This window comes from Kitasatospora sp. NPDC001683 (assembly GCF_053596495.1).
Genome location: NZ_JBSFGK010000065.1, coordinates 1 through 20,480, shown reverse-complemented (window position 1 = coordinate 20,480; position 20,480 = coordinate 1). Strand labels below are relative to the sequence as shown.

20 protein-coding genes and 1 pseudogene are annotated in these 20,480 nt (G+C 72.0%); 12 read left to right on the top strand and 9 right to left on the bottom strand.

Features of this window, described 5'->3' with window-relative positions; translation table 11 throughout:
- Positions 1-84 precede the first annotated feature (84 nt).
- Positions 85-465 carry an orotate phosphoribosyltransferase gene (locus ACWCYO_RS28765; protein WP_449785822.1) on the bottom strand — a complete coding sequence of 127 codons (381 nt, stop codon included), beginning with the start codon at positions 463-465 and terminating at the stop codon, positions 85-87.
- A gap of 116 nt (positions 466-581) precedes the next feature.
- Between ACWCYO_RS28765 and ACWCYO_RS28760 the strand changes: the two genes are divergently transcribed.
- A complete protein-coding gene (locus tag ACWCYO_RS28760; RefSeq protein WP_449785821.1) occupies positions 582-950 on the top strand; it encodes a nuclear transport factor 2 family protein in 369 nt (122 codons plus the stop codon).
- 196 nt (positions 951-1,146) lie between these two features.
- Here the strand turns inward: ACWCYO_RS28760 and ACWCYO_RS28755 are convergent, their stop codons facing one another.
- Both ACWCYO_RS28755 and ACWCYO_RS28750 read right to left on the bottom strand, forming a co-directional pair.
- Complete coding sequence (locus ACWCYO_RS28755) at positions 1,147-1,380, bottom strand: hypothetical protein (protein ID WP_449785820.1); 234 nt, start codon at positions 1,378-1,380, stop codon at positions 1,147-1,149.
- A gap of 14 nt (positions 1,381-1,394) precedes the next feature.
- Positions 1,395-1,766, bottom strand: coding sequence for an ATP-binding protein (locus tag ACWCYO_RS28750; protein ID WP_449785819.1), 372 nt, complete (start codon positions 1,764-1,766; stop codon positions 1,395-1,397).
- Between ACWCYO_RS28750 and ACWCYO_RS28745 the strand changes: the two are divergent.
- The 5 genes and pseudogenes from ACWCYO_RS28745 (at position 1,765) to ACWCYO_RS28725 (ending at position 6,447) form a co-directional block, all read left to right on the top strand.
- Positions 1,765-2,868, top strand: a pseudogene (locus ACWCYO_RS28745) (helix-turn-helix domain-containing protein). The gene ACWCYO_RS28750 and the pseudogene ACWCYO_RS28745 overlap by 2 nt on opposite strands.
- A 10-nt stretch (positions 2,869-2,878) precedes the next feature.
- A complete protein-coding gene (locus ACWCYO_RS28740; protein WP_270146946.1) occupies positions 2,879-3,070 on the top strand; it encodes a DUF397 domain-containing protein in 192 nt (63 codons plus the stop codon).
- A 241-nt stretch (positions 3,071-3,311) separates the two neighbouring features.
- Entirely contained in the window at positions 3,312-3,446 is a 135-nt protein-coding gene (locus ACWCYO_RS28735; RefSeq protein WP_270146947.1) for a DUF397 domain-containing protein, read from the top strand.
- A 450-nt stretch (positions 3,447-3,896) separates the two neighbouring features.
- Complete coding sequence (helR, locus tag ACWCYO_RS28730; protein ID WP_449785818.1) at positions 3,897-6,059, top strand: RNA polymerase recycling motor ATPase HelR; 2,163 nt, start codon at positions 3,897-3,899, stop codon at positions 6,057-6,059.
- Positions 6,060-6,147: 88 nt separating this feature from the next.
- Complete coding sequence (locus tag ACWCYO_RS28725) at positions 6,148-6,447, top strand: DUF6087 family protein (RefSeq protein ID WP_270146950.1); 300 nt, start codon at positions 6,148-6,150, stop codon at positions 6,445-6,447.
- A 93-nt stretch (positions 6,448-6,540) separates the two neighbouring features.
- On the opposite strand, the gene dapD is transcribed toward ACWCYO_RS28725, so the two are convergent.
- Positions 6,541-7,533: a 2,3,4,5-tetrahydropyridine-2,6-dicarboxylate N-succinyltransferase gene (gene dapD, locus ACWCYO_RS28720; protein ID WP_270146951.1), complete on the bottom strand. Its 993-nt coding sequence runs from the start codon at positions 7,531-7,533 to the stop codon at positions 6,541-6,543.
- Between the two features lie 141 nt (positions 7,534-7,674).
- Here dapD and ACWCYO_RS28715 point away from each other — a divergent pair, with 141 nt between their 5' ends.
- From ACWCYO_RS28715 to argF, 3 genes are all read left to right on the top strand, one after another.
- Complete coding sequence (locus tag ACWCYO_RS28715; protein WP_449785817.1) at positions 7,675-9,246, top strand: 3' terminal RNA ribose 2'-O-methyltransferase Hen1; 1,572 nt, start codon at positions 7,675-7,677, stop codon at positions 9,244-9,246.
- Entirely contained in the window at positions 9,243-11,906 is a 2,664-nt protein-coding gene (locus ACWCYO_RS28710; RefSeq protein WP_449785816.1) for a polynucleotide kinase-phosphatase, read from the top strand. Before ACWCYO_RS28715 ends, ACWCYO_RS28710 begins: the two co-directional genes overlap by 4 nt.
- A gap of 125 nt (positions 11,907-12,031) precedes the next feature.
- Entirely contained in the window at positions 12,032-13,033 is a 1,002-nt protein-coding gene (gene argF, locus ACWCYO_RS28705) for an ornithine carbamoyltransferase (RefSeq protein WP_449785815.1), read from the top strand.
- 45 nt (positions 13,034-13,078) lie between these two features.
- On the opposite strand, the gene ACWCYO_RS28700 is transcribed toward argF, so the two are convergent.
- The 5 genes from ACWCYO_RS28700 to ACWCYO_RS28680 all read right to left on the bottom strand — a co-directional run bounded on the left by ACWCYO_RS28700 (position 13,079) and on the right by ACWCYO_RS28680 (position 16,189).
- Positions 13,079-13,612 carry a superoxide dismutase family protein gene (locus ACWCYO_RS28700; RefSeq protein ID WP_449785814.1) on the bottom strand — a complete coding sequence of 178 codons (534 nt, stop codon included), beginning with the start codon at positions 13,610-13,612 and terminating at the stop codon, positions 13,079-13,081.
- A 66-nt stretch (positions 13,613-13,678) separates the two neighbouring features.
- A complete protein-coding gene (locus ACWCYO_RS28695) occupies positions 13,679-14,086 on the bottom strand; it encodes a type II toxin-antitoxin system VapC family toxin (protein WP_270146956.1) in 408 nt (135 codons plus the stop codon).
- 51 nt (positions 14,087-14,137) lie between these two features.
- Positions 14,138-15,163: a hypothetical protein gene (locus ACWCYO_RS28690; RefSeq protein WP_449785813.1), complete on the bottom strand. Its 1,026-nt coding sequence runs from the start codon at positions 15,161-15,163 to the stop codon at positions 14,138-14,140.
- Positions 15,164-15,197: 34 nt separating this feature from the next.
- Positions 15,198-15,722, bottom strand: a complete 525-nt coding sequence (locus ACWCYO_RS28685; protein ID WP_449785812.1) for a SigE family RNA polymerase sigma factor — start codon at positions 15,720-15,722, stop codon at positions 15,198-15,200.
- A gap of 119 nt (positions 15,723-15,841) precedes the next feature.
- Positions 15,842-16,189: a hypothetical protein gene (locus tag ACWCYO_RS28680; protein WP_270146959.1), complete on the bottom strand. Its 348-nt coding sequence runs from the start codon at positions 16,187-16,189 to the stop codon at positions 15,842-15,844.
- 30 nt (positions 16,190-16,219) lie between these two features.
- Between ACWCYO_RS28680 and ACWCYO_RS28675 the strand changes: the two genes are divergently transcribed.
- The 3 genes from ACWCYO_RS28675 to acnA all read left to right on the top strand — a co-directional run bounded on the left by ACWCYO_RS28675 (position 16,220) and on the right by acnA (position 20,318).
- A complete protein-coding gene (locus ACWCYO_RS28675) occupies positions 16,220-17,293 on the top strand; it encodes a hypothetical protein (RefSeq protein ID WP_449785811.1) in 1,074 nt (357 codons plus the stop codon).
- The gene (locus tag ACWCYO_RS28670; protein WP_270146961.1) at positions 17,290-17,448 is read left to right on the top strand and encodes a hypothetical protein; all 159 of its coding nucleotides are present in this window, start codon (positions 17,290-17,292) and stop codon (positions 17,446-17,448) included. Before ACWCYO_RS28675 ends, ACWCYO_RS28670 begins: the two co-directional genes overlap by 4 nt.
- Positions 17,449-17,672: 224 nt before the next feature.
- On the top strand, positions 17,673-20,318 hold the full coding sequence (gene acnA, locus ACWCYO_RS28665; protein ID WP_270146962.1) for an aconitate hydratase AcnA: 2,646 nt from the start codon (positions 17,673-17,675) through the stop codon (positions 20,316-20,318).
- Positions 20,319-20,480: the final 162 nt, after the last annotated feature.

Below are 20,480 nucleotides of genomic sequence, written 5' to 3'. Positions count from 1 at the left end.
AAGCGAGGGGGTCACCGGCGATGGTCCTCGCCTCGGATCCCCTTGCCTGCATCGGCTGTTTCACCCCGGCGGGCAGGTCGGCGGTCAGCCCGCGGCAGCGGTTCGCAGATCCTCTGCGGTCAGCAGCGACAACAGACTGATGCCCTCCGCCGCGAGGGCATCGGCACCGCCTTGCTCACGGTCGATCACGCACAGGGCCTCGTTCACGACGGCCCCGAGGCCGCGCAGGTCGGCGGTCGACAGCACGATCTGTCCGCCGCTGGTGACCACGTCCTTGACCACCAGCACACGGCGGCCGACCACATCGGCGCCTTCGGCCAGGCGGCAAGTGCCATACGGCTTGGCCTGCTTGCCCACGAATGCGCACGGCAGGCCGGTGTGCCGGCCGAGCGCGGTGACCACGGGAATGCCGCCCATCTCCAGGCCGGCCAGGACCTCGGCCCCGGACGGCACGAGCGGGGCCATCCGCTGGGCGACCTTTAGCTGACATTCCCTCAGCGTCACTACCATCACCAATGGTGATATCAGGCATCAGATCTATATGTTGGACGGATAGGTTGGCCCGGGCGGAGGATTGAGGCATGACGACGACGAAGACTGCGCGTGAGCTTGCCGAGACCTACTTCACCGCCTGGGAGGCGGGCGACTTCGAGACCGTCCGGGGCCTGCTGGCCGAGGACGTCGACTTCGTCGGGGCACTGGGCACGGCGTCCGGGATCGAGGAGGCGCTGGGCGGGCTGAGGGGCCTCGGCCAGGTGCTGGAGAAGATCGACGTGAAGGCGCGGGTCGCGGACGGCGACGAGGTGATCACCTGGTTCGAGCTGTGCACCACGGTTGCGCCGCCGGCGCCGACGGCGAACTGGATGCACGTGGAGAACGGGAGGATCGCGCGGATCCGGGTGGCCTTCGACCCGCGCGGGCTGCTGGCGGGGTTCGAGAAGAAGAGCTGAGGCGAGGGGCTGGGCGGGGCGGGGCGGGCCGAACAGCGGGGGCAGGGGGCCGTGATCGCCGGGGGGCGGTGACGGCCCTCTTCGGCTGTTAGCGCTCAGGCGTCCTCGTCTGGCGGGGTCGCCTTGAGGGCGGTGATGACGCCCAGGGCGACCGTGGCGATCGCGAGGGCGAGGAGGACGGCGAAGGCCGCCCCGATCAGGAATCGCACGGGTGCTCGCGGTCGGCGTCGAGGAGCAGCACAAGGAGGTTCAGGAGGGTCGAGGTGGGCGCCGTGTTGAAGCGGACGAGGATCCGGCCGTCGAGGGTGTGGTCGAGGTCGGCGGAGGGCCAGATGAGGCCGAACTTCTTGCCGCGCTCCTGGAGTTCGGCGAGGAGCGTGCGGATGTGGTCGTCGGTGTAGGCGCGGATCCGGGGGTCGGTGGGCTTCATGGGGAAGCGGCGCTTCACTCGGCACCGCCCAGGTCGCACTCGAACCAGATGGTCTTGCCGCGTTTCTGCGGGTCGATGCCCCAGCGGTCGGTGAGGCCCTCGACGAGCTGGAGGCCCCGGCCGGACTCGGCGAGGAGGTGGTGGGGCTGCATGTCGGGCAGGATCGGGCTCTCGTCCGAGACGGCGACCCGGAGGGTGTTGGCGGTGAGGGAGAGGATCTGGACGACCGGCGCGGGGGTGTTCGCGTGGCTCCAGGCGTTCACGATCAGCTCGCCGAGGGCGAGTTCGGCGTCGAAGGTGTCCGAGGGCGGCCAGCCGAGGCGGGTCATGGCGTCCTGGAGGGACTGCTTGGCGAGGGTGAGCGAGGGCGTGTTGAGGTGACGCATGGGAGTTCTCCCGGCGTGGTTGAGAAGGAAGATCCGGCGGACATGGGTCGCCGTGAGCCAGGCCAGGCAAATGGGCGTGGCTGCTCTGCGGTGCCTGCTGGCAGGCATTACTGACGATCCGTCGGATCGATGTGGTATCGACCATTCAGCAGCCGCATCACGTGTGATTCCAAATCCGGATAGGTTCACCCTCAAGTGGACCCCACGCCTGGCGGCGCGGCAGACTTGGCCCACATCGGCAAGGAAGGGACCAATGCCGCCGCGACTCAACCCGACGCTCCGTCAACGCCGGATCGGGACCGAGCTTCGGAAGATGCGCGAGGCCGCCGGGCTGTCGACCGGTGCCCTCAGCAGGGACCTCGGCATCGACAGGACTCAGGTCAGCCAGATAGAGGCAGCCAAGGTCGGCGTGAGCCCGGAGCGGCTCCGCTCATTCGCCGCCGCCTGCAAGTGCATGAACGAGCCCCTGATCGATGCGCTTGAGTCCATGGTCCAGGACCGCTCCAAGGGCTGGTGGGATGAGTACCGCGGCACCGTGCCGGGCGGCTTCCTTGAGAACGCCGAGCTGGAGAAGACCTCCCGCGAGCTCATGCTGTGGGTCCTCACCCACATGCCTGGCCCGTGTCAGACCATCAACTACGCCTCGGCTGTCTTCGGGCGAGTTTTCCCTCCACTCCCTCGGCATGAGGTGGAGGCACGGACCGCATTCAGAATGCAACGCAAGACCGACCTGCGTCGCAATCCGAAACCGCTGACGGCCTTCATCTACGAATCAGTGCTGTGGACTCGGTTCGGAGGAACGCAGATCCTCAAGGAGCAACTCGGCTCCCTGCTCGATGACTCCGATCTGCCCTAGATGTCCATTCGAGTCGTGCCGTTCGACATCGAGACCTTCCCTGGTGCCGTCGAGAACCTCACCTACGCGTTCGGCGCCATCTCTGAGCTCGATACGGTCGAGCGAGAGTCCTCGCGTGACTCCGAACACCTTGATGCGACCAGTGAACTGGCCAGCTATCGAGCCATCTTCGAACAGACTGAAGCGCTCGCGCTGAACGAAAGCGACTCCCGCGACCTGATTCGCAAGATCGCGCGAAACCTATGAAAGGCCCATTGTGACCGGAATCGAGTGGCAGAAGTCCACATTCAGCGGATCGACCGAGAACTGCGTGGAGGTGCGTACGACCAACGGGGCAGTTGAACTCCGCGAGTCCGACGAAGGCCACCTCATCCTCCGCACCACCCCCGCGACCTTCTCCGCCCTTCTCCACGGCATCAAGGCCGGCGAATTCGACCATCACGCCTGACGTGCTATCTCATGCCGAAGTAGGAAGTCGGCCCGGCCGACTTCCTGCTCCGTGCGCCATCTGCCTCGGATCGCCGGATCTTTGGGCGCATCCCGCCTTGCGGCGGCGGGGCATGAGAACCCTCGGAGCGAGCGGAGGGGGAGGGCCCCAGCGGAGCGGCGAGGACCAACGTTAGGGCCCCTGGCGCCGCGCTTCGCGGCGCCAGGGGCCCTGGAAAAGCACTATCGACCCCACGGGCTATGTGGTGATGCGTCACGGCGCTGATCCCACAGCGTCGATCCTTGCGTTCGATGCTGATGAGTGGGCCGCGTTCAAGGCGGGCGCCGCCGACGGCGAATTCAACGATCTCCGTGAACAAGCCTCGACAATTGATTGAGAAGTCGTGATGTGACCTCACGTCGGTTCCGGACCGCGGCCTGGACACACCAGCTTTCACGGATATTGGCTTCTCGATGCGTTTTGCCGGTGCCCTCTCAGCATGCTGAGAGGGCACCGGCGTAGAGCAGCCGCCTCTAAAGGGGCTGGGGCTCTGTTGCGGAAGTAAGGCGCGCGAGGGGGTGGGTGGGCTCGTCGAATCGGTAGGGCATGAATGAGTGGGGCCCGGTGCTGTGCTCGCGCGGCACCGGCCCCTGGGGAAAGTCCCATGCCGTCCGGTCGGAAGAGCTCCAGGGAAACGGTCAGCGCACACATGTCCGACTCAACGCCCAAGGAGCGAGAAGGGGGAGAACCCACCCCTTGCCACTCTCAACGTATAGCGCACGGGGGGTCTTGCGGCAAGGCCCCCTTGGGGGCGCACAATCGCTGGCCTCAGATCGGAGCTGATGCCATGACCCCCCTGACCACCAGTGCTTTCGACCTGCCAGAGCGCCTGTCCGCGAAGGCCGATCCCGCGCTCGTCGCGGCCGACGAGCGGCATTTCGCGGCCATCGCGGAGAGCCTGGAGCGGGCGATCGCCGAGCTGTCCGAGCAGTTGGACGCGGTGCGCCGGGCGCCGGGTGGTGCCGGGCAGGCGGCGATGGACCGGGACATCGAGGTCCACCGGTTGAGCGGGCGGCTGCGTGCCCTGCGCCGCTACGGCCTGGATCTGTGCCTCGGGCGCGTGGTGACCGCGGAGGGCGCCGAACCCCTGTACGTGGGCCGGCTGGGGCTCACCGACGGTGACGGCCGTCGGCTGCTGGTCGACTGGCGTTCGCCCGCGGCCGAGCCGTTCTTCGCGGCGACCCACGCCGACCCGATGGGTCTGGTGAGCCGTCGCCGGTACCGCTGGAGCCTCGGCCGGATCGCCGACTACTGGGACGAGGTGTTCACCGCGGAGGGCCTGGAGGGGCACGCCGCGTTGGACGACCAGTCCGCCTTCATCGCCAGCCTGGCCGGCAACCGGTCGGCCCGGATGCGGGACGTGCTCGCCACCATCCAGGCCGACCAGGACGCGATCATCCGGGCCGGCTCGCGCGGCGCCCTGGTGGTCGACGGCGGCCCGGGCACCGGCAAGACCGTGGTCGCCCTGCACCGTTCCGCCTACCTGCTGTACTCCGACCCCCGTCTCGGCCACCGGCGCGGCGGGGTGCTGTTCGTCGGCCCGCACCAGCCGTACCTGAACTACGTCGCCGACGTCCTGCCCAGCCTCGGCGAGGAGGGGGTGCGCACCTGCACCCTGCGGGATCTGCTGCCGGAGGGCGCGGGGGCGGCGGAGGAGGCCGATCCGGAGGTCGCGCGGCTGAAGTCGTCGGCGGACCTGGTGCGGGCGATCGAGAAGGCCGTCCGGTTCTACGAGGAGCCGCCGACCGAGGGGATGGTGGTCACCACCCACTGGGCCGACCTCTGGCTGAGCGCCGAGGACTGGTCCGAGGCCTTCGACGCCCCGGACCCGGGCACCCCGCACAACGAGGCGCGCGAGCAGATCTGGGACGAGCTGGCCGCGATCCTGCTGGACAAGCTGGAGCAGGACGAGGACGAGGAGGTCTCGCCCGAGTCGTTCCGGCGTTCGCTGCGCCAGGACCGGGAGCTGGTCGAGACGCTCAACCGCGCCTGGCCGCTGCTCGAGGCGACCGACCTGGTCGGCGACCTCTGGTCGGTGCCCGCTTACCTGCGGATGTGCGCGCCCCACCTGACCACCGAGGAGATCCGCACGCTCCAGCGCAAGCACGCCCCGCAGGCCTGGACGCTCTCCGACCTGCCGCTGCTGGACGCGGCCCGCCGGCGGCTCGGGGACCGCGAGGCCACGCTGCGCCTGGGCCGCCACCGGGCCTCGGTGGCGGCAGAGCGCGAGCGGATGGCGGACGTGATCGGCGACCTGCTCCAGGCCGACGACGACGGCGAGGGCGTGGTGACGATGCTGCGCGGCCGGGACCTCCAGGACACCCTGATCGACGAGGGTGCGCTGCCCGGCGTCGACGCGGACCCGCTGGCCGGCCCGTTCGCCCACATCGTGGTGGACGAGGCCCAGGAGCTGACCGACGCGCAGTGGCAGATGCTGCTGCTGCGCTGCCCGTCCCGGAGCTTCACCATCGTCGGGGACCGCGCCCAGGCCCGGCACGGCTTCACCGAGTCGTGGCAGGAGCGGCTCGAGCGGATCGGACTCGACCGCATCACCATGGCCTCGCTCGGCATCAACTACCGCACGCCGGAGGAGGCGATGGCGCAGGCCGAGCCGGCCATCCGGGCGGCGCTGCCGGACGCCAACGTGCCGACCTCGGTGCGCAGCAGCGGCATTCCGGTCCGGCACGGGTCGGTGGCGGAGTTGGCGGAGGTGCTGGACACCTGGCTCGCCGAGCACGACGAGGGCATCGCCTGCGTCATCGGCGCTCCGGGCTTCGAGGAGCGGTCGCGGATCCGCTCACTCACTCCGGAGCTGGCCAAGGGACTGGAGTTCGACCTGGTCGTCCTGGTCGATCCGGAGGCCTTCGGCGAGGGCGTCGAGGGGGCGGTCGACCGCTACGTGGCGATGACCAGGGCGACCCGGCAGCTCGTCATCCTGCGGAGCAACTGATGCGCCACGCGCGGTACGGCGGCCGGCGCGTCCCCCGGTCGGGTGACGGGGCTGTCGGTCACCGGCGTCCGCGGGCCAGACTGGCCCGATGGACGAGGACGAACCGCTGGCGGCGTGGGCCGCGCGCCGGGAGCAACGGCTGCGGCCGGTCGGTCAGTTGAGGGTGGTACGGCTCACGGACGGGCAGCAGCGCGGCGCCCATGTGACGCCGGACGGGCCGCGGCTGATCGTGCGCTGGGACGGCTACCAGTGGCTGCCGGAGACGGTGGCCGAGGACTACGCCGCCGCCCAGCGGATCCTGCACGGGATCGAGGGCGACGGCGTCCGGCGTCCGCCCTACTCGGCGCCGCGACCGCGCAAGGCCCCGGGGCGCCACCGCCGGCCGTAGCCCGCGCCGGCGCGAGCTCCCGGCGGCATGGCGAAGGGGGCCCGGCACACTCGGCGCCGGACCCCCGGGCGGTCAACGCCCGCTGCCCGCAGGTCAGTTGTGGGCGTGCAGGTCCGCGTTCAGCCCGCCCCAGGAGCCGGAGCGGGCGATGACCTCGACCGCGCCGGTCTGCGAGTTGCGGCGGAACAGCAGGTTGTCCTGGCCGGACAGCTCGACGGCCTTGGCCACCGTGCCGTCCGGGGTGGTGACCCGGGTACCGGCGGTGACGTACAGGCCGGCCTCGACCACGCAGTCGCTGCCCAGCGAGATGCCGATGCCCGCGTTGGCGCCGAGCAGGCAGCGCTCGCCGACCGAGACGACCTGCTTGCCGCCGCCGGACAGGGTACCCATGATCGACGCACCGCCGCCGATGTCGCTGTGGTCGCCGACCACGACGCCGGCGCTGATCCGGCCCTCGACCATCGAGGTGCCGAGGGTGCCGGCGTTGAAGTTGACGAAGCCCTCGTGCATCACGGTGGTGCCGGCCGCCAGGTGCGCGCCGAGCCGGACCCGGTCGGCGTGGGCGATGCGCACCCCGCTCGGGGCGACGTAGTCGGTCATCCGCGGGAACTTGTCGATCCCGTACACGGCCAGCTGGCCGCCCTGGGCGCGGACGGCGAGGCGGGCCTGCTCGACCTTGTCCACCGGGACGGGACCGATGCTGGTCCACGCGACGTTGGCGAGCAGGCCGAAGATGCCGTCCAGGTTCTGGCCGTGCGGCTGGACCAGGCGGTGGCTGAGCAGGTGCAGGCGCAGGTACACGTCGTGGGTGTCCAGCGGCTTCTCGTCCAGCGAGGCGATGGTGGTGCGCACGGCGACCACCTCGACGCCGCGGCGGGCGTCGGCGCGCAGGGCGTCGGCGGCGCCGGCGCCGAGCTCGGCCTCGGCCTGCTCGGGGGTCAGGCGCACGGTGCCGGCCGGGCCGGGCTCGGCGGCCAGCGCGGGGGCGGGGTACCAGGTGTCGAGGACGGTGCCGTCGGCGGCGATGGTGGCCAGACCGGTGGCGACGGCGCCGTTCGGAGCGGGGGAGGTGGATTCAGCAGTCACACTGTGCACGTTAACCAATGCGGGGCCCCGCTGCCGAACACGCCCAGCGTCCGGACACGCCGGTCGGACCCGCAGGCCAGCGGGGTGCCGGGCCGGAAAACCCGGTGCTCGGACGCTCACCACTGGGCAATACTCGGCCGGGTGTTCATGTCGATTTCCACCACCGGCAGCACCGAGAGCCCGGCCACGGATCTCGGGTTCCTGCTGCACAAGCATCCCGGCAAGGTCCAGCGGTTCACGACGTCGCACGGCGAGGCCCACGTCTTCTACCCCGAGGCGGGGGACGAGGTCTGCACGGCGGCGCTGCTGCTGGACATCGACCCGATCGCCCTGGTCCGCAAGGGCCGGGGCAACGGCAAGGGCCGGGGCGGCTCGCCCGACTTCGCGCTCTCCCAGTACGTCAACGACCGCCCGTACGCCGCGTCCTCGCTGCTCGCGGTGGCACTGCGGACGGTGTTCCGCTCCGCGATGAAGGGCGACTGCCAACTGCGCCCGGAGCTGCCGGGGCGGCTCCGTCCGCTGCGGATCGAGCTGCCCGCCGTGCCCGCGAACGGCGCGGGCGAGGGCGGCGGCCCGGCGATGGTGGCCCGGCTGTTCGAGCCGCTGGGCTGGCGGGTCGAGGCGGCGGCGATCCCGCTGGACGAGGCTTTCCCGGAGTGGGGCGAGTCCCGCTACGTGCGGGTCGTGCTCGCCTCGGACGCGATCCGGCTCGCCGACGCGCTCCAGCAGCTGTACGTGCTGCTGCCGGTGCTGGACGGCGCCAAGCACTACTGGGTCGCCCCGGACGAGGTGGACAAGCTGCTCGCCGCCGGTGAGGGCTGGCTGGCCGCCCACCCCGAGCGCGCCCTGATCGCCCGGCGCTACCTGTCCCGGCGCTGGTCGCTGACCCGGGCCGCGATGGAGCGCCTGGAGCTGGCCCGGCTGGCGGAGGCGGACGACCGCGAGGTCGAGGAGATCGACAACGCGGTCGACGACCGCCCGGACGAGGAGTCCGCCGAGTCCGCCGAGTCCGCCGAGTCCGCCGAAACGGCCGAGACCACCGAGCCCCGGCAGCCCTCGCTCGCCGAGCAGCGCCGCGCCGCGATCCTCGCCGCCCTGCGCGACAGCGGCGCGGCCCGGGTCGCCGACCTCGGCTGCGGCCAGGGCGAGCTGATCGGCGAGCTGCTGAAGGACGCCCGGTTCACCGAGATCCTCGGCGTGGACGTGTCCGCGCGGGCGCTGCAGGCGGCGAACCGCAAGCTGCGTCTGGCGCGCCTGCCCGAGCGGCAGGCGGCCCGGGTGACGCTGGCGCAGGGCGCGCTGACGTACACCGACGCCCGGCTGAAGGGCTACGACGCGGCGGTGCTGTGCGAGGTGATCGAGCACCTGGACCTGCCGCGGCTGCCCGCGCTGGAGTACGCGGTGTTCGGCGCGGCCCGCCCGAGGGCCGTGGTCGTCACCACGCCCAACGTCGAGTACAACGTCCGTTGGGAGAGCCTGCCGGCCGGCCGTGCCCGGCACGCCGACCACCGCTTCGAGTGGTCGCGCGCCGAGTTCGAGGCCTGGGCCGGGAAGGTCGCGGCGGCGTACGGGTACACGGTGGAGTTGCGCCCGGTCGGCCCCGAGGACCCGGAGGTCGGCCCGCCGACCCAGCTGGCCCTGTTCCGCACCGCGACCCCCACGACGCCCGAAGCCGCGACCACCACGACGCCCGAAGGAGGCGAGACCCGATGACCGACGACGCCACCAGCACCGACGCCACCAACACCGACGCACCCCAGCCGGAAGCGCCCGAGCGCACCACCATCCCCCGCCGCCTCCCCGTCACCGACGTCTCCCTGGTCGTCCTGATCGGCACCAGCGGCTCGGGCAAGTCCACCTTCGCCCGCCGCCACTTCCTGCCCACCCAGGTGATCTCCTCCGACTTCTGCCGGGGCCTGGTCGCCGACGACGACAACGACCAGTCCGCCTCCGCCGAGGCCTTCGACGTCCTGCACTACATCGTCGGCAAGCGCCTCGCCGCCGGCCGCCTCACCGTGGTGGACGCCACCAACGTCCAGCCGGAGGCCCGCCGGCAGCTGGTCGCGATCGCCCGCGAGCACGACGTGCTGCCGATCGCGATCGTGCTGGACGTGCCGCCAGGCGTGTGCGCCGAGCGCAACCGTTCCCGCCCGGACCGCCAGCTGCCCGCCCACGTGGTCCCGCGTCAGCACCGTGAACTGCGCAGGTCGCTCCGGGGCCTGGAGCGCGAGGGCTTCCGCAAGGTGCACGTCCTACGGGGCGAGGCCGAGGTGGCGGCCGCCGAGATCGAGCTGGAGAAGCGCTACAACGACCTGCGCCACCTCACCGGCCCGTTCGACATCGTGGGCGACATCCACGGCTGCCGCTCCGAGCTGGAGACCCTGCTGGACCGCCTCGGCTACACCCTCGCCCGGGACGCCGAGGGCCGTCCGGTGGACGCGGCCCACCCGGCGGGCCGCACCGCCGTGTTCGTCGGCGACCTGGTCGACCGCGGCCCGGACACCCCGGGCGTGCTGCGCCTGGTGATGGGCATGGTGGCGGCCGGCCACGCGCTCTGCGTGCCCGGCAACCACGAGAACAAGCTCGGCCGGACGATGGACGGCAAGAAGGTCACTGTCTCGCACGGCCTGCAGGAGTCGCTGGACCAACTGGCCGGGGAGTCCGAGGAGTTCAAGGCCGAGGTGCGCGCCTTCATGCGCGGCCTGGTGAGCCACTACCTGCTGGACGGCGGCGCCCTGGTGGTCTGCCACGCCGGTCTGCCGGAGCGGTACCACGGCCGCGCCTCCGGCCGGGTGCGCTCGCACGCGCTGTACGGGGAGACCACCGGCGAGACCGACGAGTACGGCCTGCCGGTGCGCTACCCGTGGGCGGAGGAGTACCGGGGCCGGGCGCTGGTGGTCTACGGCCACACCCCGGTGCCGAGCGCGAGCTTCCTCAACAACACCATCTGCCTGGACACCGGCTGCGTCTTCGGCGGCAGCCTGACCGCGCTGCGCTACCCGGAGCGCGAGCTGGTGAGCGTCGAGGCCGAGCGGGAGTGGTACGCCCCCGTGCGCCCGCTGCTCGCCGACGCGCCGGGTGCCCGCGAGGGCCGTCCGCTGGACCTCGCCGACGTGGCCGGGCGCCGGATCGTGGAGACCGGGCTGCACGGGCGGGTGGCCGTCCGGGAGGAGAACGCGACGGCCGCGCTGGAGGTGATGAGCCGCTTCGCGCTGGACCCGCGGCTGCTCGCCTACCTGCCGCCGACCATGGCGCCGAGCCCGACCTCCCGCCGGGAGGGCTACCTGGAGCACCCGGAGGAGGCCTTCTTCGCCTACCGCGCGGACGGCGTCCGGCACCTGGTCTGCGAGGAGAAGCACATGGGCTCGCGCGCGGTGCTGCTGGTCGCCCGGGACGGCGCCGCGCTGGAGCGGCGCTTCGGGGTGGCGGGCCCGGGCGCGATCTGGACCCGGACCGGCCGGGCCTTCCTCGACGACGAGGAGCTGACCGCCGCCGTGCTGGGCAGGGTCCGGTCGGCGGCCGAACGGGCCGGGTTGTTCGAGGAGTTGGGCACCGACTGGCTGCTGCTGGACGCCGAGCTGATGCCCTGGTCGCTGAAGGCGGTGGAACTGCTGCGCCGCCAGTACGCGGCGGTCGGCGCGGCGGCCGGCGCCGCGCTGCCCGAGGTGCTGTCGGCCCTGGAGCAGGCGGCCGCGCGCGGGCTGGAACTGGGGGAGCTGACCGCCCGTCAGCGCCGCCGCGCCGCCGACGCGCGGGCCTTCACCGAGTCGTACCGGCGCTACTGCTGGCCGACCGAGGGCCTGTCGGGCCTCCGGCTCGCACCGTTCCAGCTGCTGGCCGCCGAGGGGGCGAACCTCGCGGCGCGCCCGCACGACGAGCACCTGGCCTGGATCGACCGCCTGGTGGACGCCGACGAGGCGGCCGCGGCGGAGGACGGCGACGCGCGGCAGCCCGTGCTGCACCGCACCGGACGGGTCCTGGTGGACACCGAGGACGAGGCCTCGGTGGCCGCCGCCACCGCCTGGTGGGAGGACCTGACGGCGGCGGGCGGCGAGGGCATGGTGGTCAAGCCGCTGGCCTCGGTGGTGCGGACGGCGCGCGGCGAGGGCCGTCCGGGCGGCCTGGTGCAGCCGGGGCTTAAGGTGCGCGGCCGGGAGTACCTGCGGATCATCTACGGCCCGGACTACACCGAGCACCTGGACCGGTTGCGGATGCGCTCGCTGGGCCACAAGCGCTCGCTGGCGCTGCGTGAGTACGCGCTGGGCCTGGAGGCGCTGGACCGGCTGGCGGCCGGGGAGCCGCTGTGGCGGGTGCACGAGCCGGTGTTCGCGGTGCTCGCGCTGGAGTCGGAGCCGGTCGACCCGCGCCTGTGAAGACCGGCTGAAGGAGGGGAGTCCCGCGCCGGGACTCCCCTCCCTCGGCACCATTCTGTATAGAAATTCCGGTCATCGTATAGACTTGCCACCTTCCCCCAGTCCCGTCACCCCAGGAGCCCGGTATGGCCTTCAACCTCCGGAACAGGCACTTCCTCAAGGAGCTCGACTTCACGCCCCAGGAGTTCCGCTACCTGGTGGACCTCGCGGCCAGTCTGAAGGCGGCCAAGTACGCGGGCACCGAGCAGCCCCGGCTGCGCGGGAAGAACATCGCGCTGATCTTCGAGAAGACCTCCACCCGCACCCGCTGTGCCTTCGAGGTCGCCGCGCGCGACCAGGGGGCCGGCACCACCTACCTGGACCCGGCCGGCTCGCAGATCGGCCACAAGGAGTCCGTCAAGGACACCGCCCGGGTGCTCGGCCGGATGTTCGACGGCATCGAGTACCGCGGCCACGGCCAGGAGATCGTCGAGGAGCTGGCCCAGCACGCCGGCGTCCCGGTCTGGAACGGACTGACCGACGAGTGGCACCCCACCCAGATGCTGGCCGACGTGCTCACCGTCACCGAGCACACCACCAAGCCGCTCACCGAGGTCGCCCTCGCCTACCTCGGCGACGCCCGCTCCAACATGGGCAACTCGCTGCTGGTCACCGGCGCCCTGCTCGGCATGGACATCCGGATCGTCGCCCCGCGCACCCTCTGGCCGGCCGAGGAGGTGCGGAAGGCGGCGCAGGCGCTGGCCGAGGAGACCGGCGCCAGGATCACCCTGACCGAGGACGTGGCCGAGGGCGTGGCCGACGCCGACTTCCTCTACACCGACGTCTGGGTCTCGATGGGCGAGCCCAAGGAGGTCTGGGCCGAGCGGATCGAGCTGCTCAGGCCGTACCAGGTGTCCATGGACACCGTCCGGGCCACCGGCAACCCGAACGTGAGGTTCCTGCACTGCCTGCCCGCCTTCCACGACCTCGGCACCGTGGTCGGCCGGCAGATGTACGAGGCGACCGGCATGACCGAGCTGGAGTGCACCGACGAGCTGTTCGAGTCGGCGCACTCCATCGTGTTCGACCAGGCCGAGAACCGCCTGCACACCATCAAGGCGGTCCTGGTCGCCACTCTCGGCTCCTGACGCCACCCTCGGCTCCTTCGGCTCCTGAGGAGCCGCGCGAAAGGGTCAGCGTGCCAGCCTGACGCAGGCCACCCGGTCGGCGGCCGCGTGCCGACCGGCCGGGGTGCCCGCGTGCAGCACCAGCGAGCGCGCCCCGCCGGGCCGCGGCTGCCACTCCACCGCGGCCCTCGCGGTGGCGCCGCCCCGCCCGTCGGTGCGCAGCACCAGCCGCAGTTCGTTGCGGTCGTTGGCGTACGCCGGGTCGGTGGACGGCTGCACCGGGTCGACCACGTCCTGGTAGTGCGGCCCGGAGGAGGCCGGATCGGCCCCGCAGTCGCCGGTGTGCAGGTGCACCGGGAACTCGTGGTCGGGGGCGAGCCCGGCCACCGTCAGGGTGAGCACCGTCCGCCCGGGCACCGGGCGGTCGGTGACGACCCGGACGTGCGAGCCGTACGGCACCAGGTCGTCGGCGTAGCTGATCGCGGCCGGCGGGACGAAGGCGGTCGCCGGGTCGAAGGCCGCCTCCGTCACGGAGACCGGCGAGGCGGCGGGGGCGAGCAGGGCCAGCGGCAGCAGGGCGGCGGCGAGCGGAGTGGGCATCGGGTCGGGCCTTCCACGGGCAGGGCGACGGTCGCCCTGCTAACGGCCCCGCGCCCTCGGGGACACTCAGCCGACCTCGCGCGCGATCCCCCGGATCTCGCAGCGCGGCCCGCTGGCCCGCATCAGCCGCAGGTCGGCGGTGACCAGCGGCGCCCCGTACCGTTCGGCGACCGCGACGTACGCGGCGTCGTCCGGGGTGAGGTTGTCCTTGAGCTCCCAGATCCGGCCGAGCAGCGGCGCCACCTCGATCTTGCGGATGGTCACCGCGGCCAGTTCGCCGGTGAGTTCGGCGACCCGCTCGGCGGTCAGCTCCTTGGCGAGGTAGAGGCCGCGCAGGGACTGCATCACCTCGATCACGATGTGCTCGGGCGCAGCCCAGTCGCCGTCGACGGCGAGTTCGGCCCGGGCGCGGTCCCCTCGCGGTCCCCGGTCGGCGAGCGCCAGCACCAGCGCGGACGCGTCCACCACGATCATCGTCGGCCCCCTCTGCCCGTCACCACAGCGGTCACCGTACCGGGCCGGCCCTCACCCGGCGGAGCCGGGCCTGGAGGTCGCGGTCCCGGACGGCTGGGTCCGCCCCGGCATGCCGTTGTGGAACGGCCGGATGGTCTGCTCGGCCCGCTGCGCCTGCGCGGGGGTGATCCACTCCTGCAGGCCGGCGGACAGCGCGGCGGCCTTCAGCTGGTCGAGGCTGAGCGGCAGCCCGTCCCGGACGACCTGGGCCTGGTCCGATCCGGCGACCTGCGCCGCGTTGCTGGTGCTGACCGTCACCCTGGCCTGGTCCGGCCGCAGCAGGTCGACCTCGCGCTCCAGGGCGCCGTGAGAGGTCCGTTCGGTGAGCGTCAGCCGGGTGCCGTCCGGGAGCACGCTGTCGGAGCAGGAGCTGAACAGGCCGTGGGCGTTCACCTTCGCGCAGCTGAACACGTCGTCGGCGCTGGGGTGGGAGTCGGGCCCCAGGCGGGCGCCGAAGCCGCCCTCGAACCAGAGCCGGACGTTGGCCGGGCCGGAGCCGTCGTCGTAGAGCAGGTCGGCCACGATCGACACGTGCCCGGGGTCGGTGCTGCCGGTCCTGGTCAGCTGGGAGGAGCCGGAGTAGTCGTAGATCCGCCTGTCCGGGGGCAGGGCTTCGGCCAGGGCGGCCAGCGCGGCGTGGCCGGTCATGGCGACCTTGCCGGTGTTGGGGCCGGTGCCCGGCTGGGGCTGCTCCGGGTTGTCGTCGGTCGGCTCCACCGGTCGCGGGTACCGCCGGCCGGAAGCCGGCGCGGTCGAGGCCGTCGGGGAGGCGGCCGGGGAACCGGTGGCCGAGGCGGCGGTTGCGGCCTGACCGCCGTTCCCGGTCCCGTCCCCGCCGCGCAGCGCGAGGCTGCCGCCGACGGCGAGCGCGGCCACCGCCGTCACCGCGCCGACGACGGTCAGCCGACGGCGGCGCCGGATCGAGCGGCCCTGCCGGGCGCTCGCGGCGACCAGCGGGCCGAGGTCGGGGCCGAGGCCGTTCATCGTGCGCTCGAAGACGGCGGACAGCTCGCGGCCGTCCACGTCGGGCTCGTTCATGGTCGTCGTTCCTTCCGGAGCAGTTGCTGTGGACTCAGGAGCGGGTGAGGTGTTCGGCCGCCTCGGGGCCGAGGACGGCGCGCAGCCGGCCGAGGGCGCGCACCGACTGGGCGCGCACCGCGCCCGCGCTGACGCCGAGTTCGGCGGCGGTCTCCTCGACGCTGCGGTCCTCCCAGTACCGCAGGACGAGCACCGCCCGGTCCCGGGGCTGGAGTTCGGCGAGGGCGGCGAGCAGGGTGACCCGCAGCGCCGGGTCGTCGCCGGGGGCGACGCCCTCGGGGAGTTCGCCGAGCGCGGGCCGTTCGCCGCTGCGGCGCAGCCGCCGGTGGGAGAGGTAGCTGCGCACCAGGGTGCCGCGGGCGTAGGCGTCCTGGCTGTCGGCCCGGCGGACCTTGGGCCAGGCCGCGAAGAGCTTGGCGAGGGTGACCTGGGTGAGGTCCTCGGCGAGGTGCCAGTCGCCGCAGAGCAGCAGCGCGGTGCGGAAGAGCCGCTGTCCACGGCTGTACGCGAAGTCCTCGAACTCCGCGCTCTCCTCGGCCCGTCGCGTCTTCCCGATCACGCTGTTCCCCTCGTGCCCCGTGTGCGGGCGTTCCCGCCCCGTGTCGCCGGCGTGTCCGCCCTGTGCCCGACTGGACGCGCGAGCCGGACGTCCGCGTTACGGGCGGCCCGGATCCGGTTTCAGCCGCCGAGCAGCAGTCCGGCCAGCAGCGAGGTGGCGTTGGCGGTGCCGGAGGCGATCCAGGGGAGTGGGTCGCGGGGGCGCAGTCCGGTGATCGGGCACAGCAGCAGCGCCTCGACCGCGCAGACCGCCGCCTCGCTGAGCGCGAAGCCGGTCCAGTACGCTGCGGCGGGCCCGTCGGTCCAGTGCCGGAGGGTCCACCAGAGCAATGGATGGGTCGCCAGGTTGACGAGTACGCCCGCCGCGGCCGCCCGTGCCGGGCGGACCCGCCCGATCCGGGTGAGGGCGGCGGTGTAGACGGGTGTCTCGGTCAGCAGGGTGAGGGCGAGGGCCACCGGGTAGCGCACGGCGGGGATCGTGCCACGGGGAGGGGGAGCATGGCGACCACGGGGATCCGGGCCGGCTGCGGGGGAGGGCCGGGAACCTGGCCCGCGCCCGGTCCGGCGGCCCGGCTGTCCGCCGCGCCGTTCACGGGCTTCGCGCTGGCGGCCGGCTCGGCGCTGGTGCTGGCGCTGCGGGCGCCGACCGGTCTGGCGGTGCTGGGCCTGGCGGTGTTCGGCCTGCTGCACAACGTGCTGGAGCTGCGCTACGTGGCGGGCCGTTTCGCCGCGGTGCTGGCCGGTCCGCTGCTGCGGCTGCTGCTGGCGCTGGTGACCGGGATCGTGCTGTGCCGGCTGCTGCCGCCGTCCCGGCTGTCCCAGTCGGCGGAGATCCTGCTCGCCTACGGTCTGCTGGCGGCGGCCTGCCGGTACGGGCTGCGCGGCCGGCCGCGGCTGCTGGCGGCGAGCGCCGTCGGCCTGGCGGGCGCGGGTGCGGCCTCGCTGGCCTTCCCGGCGTACCACTTCGTGGTGCTGGCGCACCTGCACAACGTGGTGCCGCTGCTGTTCCTGGCGGAGTGGTCGCGCAGGCTGGCGCGGGGGCGTGCGGCGTTCCTGGCGCTGCAGTGCGGTTGGGTGCTGCTGGTTCCGGCGCTGTTGCTGAGCGGGCTGCTGGACGGGCTGCTGTCCCAGCGGCCGGGTGGCTGGACGGACCGGCTGGCGGCGGTCTACACCCCGCCGGGCTGGCTGACGCCTCAGGTGGGCCTGCGCTTCCTGGCGGTGTTCGCCTTCCTGCAGACGATGCACTACGTGGTGTGGGTGTGGTTCCTGCCGAGGTACGCGCCGGAGGCGGCGGAGCGCTTCGACGCCCGGGTGCCGGGCCTGCGGGGTCGGCGGGCGTGGGCGCTGGGGGCGGGCGCGGGTGCGCTGCTGGCCCTGTTGTTCGCCGTGGATTACGCCCAGGGTCGCTCGGTGTACGCGGCGCTGGCCAGCTACCACGCGTATCTGGAGTTCCCGGTGCTGCTGATGTTGGTCCTCGGCCTGGGCGATGACCTGGGCGATGACCTGGGGCCCGGAGGGGCGTTCCGGCGCCGACCGGGTGCGGACGGACCGGAAGGAGGTGAAGGTATATGAGGACGACGACCCTGCTGGCCGACGTCGCCCCCGCGCCGGTCAGCGGCTCCGGTGGTGAGCTCGTGGTGGTGCTGCTGCTGGCCGCCGCGATCGTGGCGGGAGCGGTCTGGCTGATCCGGCTGGAGCGCAAGCGTCGCGGCCCGGACGGCCGCTGACCTGCACCGAAACGCATCGGGGCATGCCTGCGGTGGTGATGGCGGCCGCATGCACTATGGTTTATCTCGACATCGAGATAACTGCCCCTTACGATATATCTCGACATCAAGATACTTGCCGAGAGGCGCTCACCGGCGATGCGGGCGAGGCGGGCCTAAGTAAGGCTGACCTTACCACCGCGTGGCGGCCGGATATCGCACGAAGCACCCAGAAGGAGTCAGTCGTGTCCGCGAACAGCTTCGACGCCCGCAGCTCGCTGCAGGTGGGCGACGAGTCGTACGAGATCTTCAAGCTCTCCGCCGTCGAGGGTTCCGAGCGGCTGCCCTACAGCCTCAAGGTGCTGCTGGAGAACCTGCTCCGCACGGAGGACGGCGCGAACATCACCGCCGACCACATCCGCGCCCTCGGCAACTGGGACGAGAACGCCCAGCCGAGCCAGGAGATCCAGTTCACCCCCGCCCGCGTGATCATGCAGGACTTCACCGGCGTGCCGTGCGTGGTCGACCTCGCCACCATGCGCGAGGCCGTCAAGGAGCTGGGCGGCGACCCGGCCAAGATCAACCCGCTGGCCCCGGCCGAGCTGGTCATCGACCACTCGGTCATCGCCGACAAGTTCGGCACCAAGGACGCGTTCACCCAGAACGTCGAGATCGAGTACGGCCGCAACAAGGAGCGCTACCAGTTCCTGCGCTGGGGCCAGACCGCCTTCGACGAGTTCAAGGTCGTCCCGCCGGGCACCGGCATCGTCCACCAGGTGAACATCGAGCACCTGGCCCGCACCGTCATGGTCCGTAACGGCCAGGCCTACCCGGACACCTGCGTCGGCACCGACTCGCACACCACCATGGTCAACGGCCTGGGCGTGCTGGGCTGGGGCGTCGGCGGCATCGAGGCCGAGGCCGCCATGCTCGGCCAGCCGGTCTCCATGCTGATCCCGCGCGTGGTCGGCTTCAAGCTGACCGGCGAGCTGCCGGCCGGCACCACCGCCACCGACCTGGTGCTCACCATCACCGAGATGCTGCGCAAGCACGGTGTGGTCGGCAAGTTCGTCGAGTTCTACGGCGACGGCATCGGCGCCATCCCGCTGGCCAACCGCGCCACCATCGGCAACATGTCGCCGGAGTTCGGCTCGACCTGCGCGATCTTCCCGATCGACGCCGAGACCATCAACTACCTGCGCCTGACCGGCCGCGACGAGCAGCAGCTCGCCCTGGTCGAGGCCTACGCCAAGGAGCAGGGCCTCTGGCACGACCCGTCGGTCGAGCCGGTCTACTCCGAGTACCTCGAGCTGGACGTCTCCACCGTCGTCCCGTCGATCTCCGGCCCGAAGCGCCCGCAGGACCGCGTCGTCCTGGCCGAGGCCGCCCAGAAGTTCGCCGAGGCGCTGCCGACCTACTCCGCCGAGGCCTCCAAGCCGACCACCGTCACCGCCCCCGACGGCTCGACCTACGAGATCGACAACGGCGCGGTCGTGATCGCGTCGATCACCTCCTGCACCAACACCTCCAACCCCTCCGTCATGCTGGGCGCCGCCCTGCTGGCGAAGAAGGCCGTGGAGAAGGGCCTGCGCGTCAAGCCCTGGGTCAAGACCACCCTGGCGCCCGGCTCCAAGGTCGTCATGGACTACTACGAGAAGGCCGGCCTGCTCCCGTACATGGAGAAGCTGGGCTTCAACCTGGTCGGCTACGGCTGCGTCACCTGCATCGGCAACTCGGGCCCGCTGCCCGAGGAGGTCTCGGCCGCCGTCAACGAGTCCGACCTCGCGGTCGTCTCGGTGCTCTCCGGCAACCGCAACTTCGAGGGCCGGATCAACCCCGACGTCAAGATGAACTACCTGGCCTCCCCGCCGCTGGTGGTCGCCTACGCCCTCGCCGGCAACATGAACGTCGACATCACCAAGGACGCCCTGGGCCAGGACGCCGACGGCAACGACGTCTTCCTCGCCGACATCTGGCCGTCGGAGCAGGAGGTCGCCGACACCGTCGCCGGCTCCATCGACGAGGCCATGTTCGACAAGGGCTACCAGGACGTCTTCGCCGGTGACCACCGCTGGCAGTCGCTCCCGGTCCCGACCGGCAACACCTTCGAGTGGGACGCCGAGTCCACCTACGTCCGCAAGCCCCCGTACTTCGAGGGCATGGCCAAGACCCCGAGCCCGGTGACCGACATCGCCGGTGCCCGCGTCCTGGCCAAGCTGGGCGACTCGGTCACCACCGACCACATCTCCCCGGCCGGCAACATCAAGCCGGGCACCCCGGCGGCGCAGTACCTGACCGCCAACGGCGTCGACAAGCGTGACTTCAACTCCTACGGCTCGCGCCGTGGCAACCACGAGGTCATGATCCGCGGCACCTTCGCCAACATCCGCCTGCGCAACCAGATCGCGCCGGGCACCGAGGGCGGCTACACCCGCGACTTCACCCAGGCCGACGCCCCGGTGTCGTTCATCTACGACGCCTCGCAGAACTACCAGGCCGCCGGCGTCCCGCTGGTCGTCCTGGCGGGCAAGGAGTACGGCTCCGGTTCGTCCCGCGACTGGGCCGCCAAGGGCACCGCGCTGCTTGGCGTCAAGGCCGTCATCGCCGAGTCCTACGAGCGCATCCACCGCTCGAACCTGATCGGCATGGGCGTCCTGCCGCTGCAGTTCCCGGAGGGCCAGAACGCCGACTCCCTCGGCCTGACCGGCGAGGAGACCTTCTCCATCACCGGCGTGACCGAGCTCAACGAGGGCCGCACCCCGAAGACCGTCAAGGTCAAGGCAGGTGACAAGGAGTTCGACGCGGTCGTCCGCATCGACACCCCCGGTGAGGCGGACTACTACCGCAACGGCGGCATCCTGCAGTACGTGCTGCGCTCGCTCATCGGTTGATCGAGCACAGCGGTTGATCCCAAGCGCCTGAAGGGGCCGGACCGCACCTGCGGTCCGGCCCCTTCCGCATGCCGTCCGAACGTCGAAGGGGCCCGCCGACACGCGGTCGGCGGGGGGTGGGTAGAGCACACCTATGAACTCCAGTCAAGCCAAGAGGCAGAG

Bases quoted from the DNA above. Each gene is read 5' to 3' on its own strand.
- ACWCYO_RS28695 (WP_270146956.1), bottom strand. From the start codon at position 14,086: ATGATCGTGGTGGACGCGTCCGCGCTGGTGCTGGCGCTCGCCGACCGG.
- argF (WP_449785815.1), top strand. From the start codon at position 12,032: ATGGCCTTCAACCTCCGGAACAGGCACTTCCTCAAGGAGCTCGACTTC.
- ACWCYO_RS28755 (WP_449785820.1), bottom strand. From the start codon at position 1,380: ATGAAGCCCACCGACCCCCGGATCCGCGCCTACACCGACGACCACATC.
- ACWCYO_RS28675 (WP_449785811.1), top strand. From the start codon at position 16,220: ATGGCGACCACGGGGATCCGGGCCGGCTGCGGGGGAGGGCCGGGAACC.
- helR (WP_449785818.1), top strand. From the start codon at position 3,897: ATGACCCCCCTGACCACCAGTGCTTTCGACCTGCCAGAGCGCCTGTCC.
- ACWCYO_RS28725 (WP_270146950.1), top strand. From the start codon at position 6,148: ATGGACGAGGACGAACCGCTGGCGGCGTGGGCCGCGCGCCGGGAGCAA.
- ACWCYO_RS28690 (WP_449785813.1), bottom strand. From the start codon at position 15,163: ATGAACGAGCCCGACGTGGACGGCCGCGAGCTGTCCGCCGTCTTCGAG.
- ACWCYO_RS28760 (WP_449785821.1), top strand. From the start codon at position 582: ATGACGACGACGAAGACTGCGCGTGAGCTTGCCGAGACCTACTTCACC.
- ACWCYO_RS28765 (WP_449785822.1), bottom strand. From the start codon at position 465: ATGGCCCCGCTCGTGCCGTCCGGGGCCGAGGTCCTGGCCGGCCTGGAG.
- ACWCYO_RS28750 (WP_449785819.1), bottom strand. From the start codon at position 1,766: ATGCGTCACCTCAACACGCCCTCGCTCACCCTCGCCAAGCAGTCCCTC.
- ACWCYO_RS28710 (WP_449785816.1), top strand. From the start codon at position 9,243: ATGACCGACGACGCCACCAGCACCGACGCCACCAACACCGACGCACCC.
- ACWCYO_RS28670 (WP_270146961.1), top strand. From the start codon at position 17,290: ATGAGGACGACGACCCTGCTGGCCGACGTCGCCCCCGCGCCGGTCAGC.
- ACWCYO_RS28700 (WP_449785814.1), bottom strand. From the start codon at position 13,612: ATGCCCACTCCGCTCGCCGCCGCCCTGCTGCCGCTGGCCCTGCTCGCC.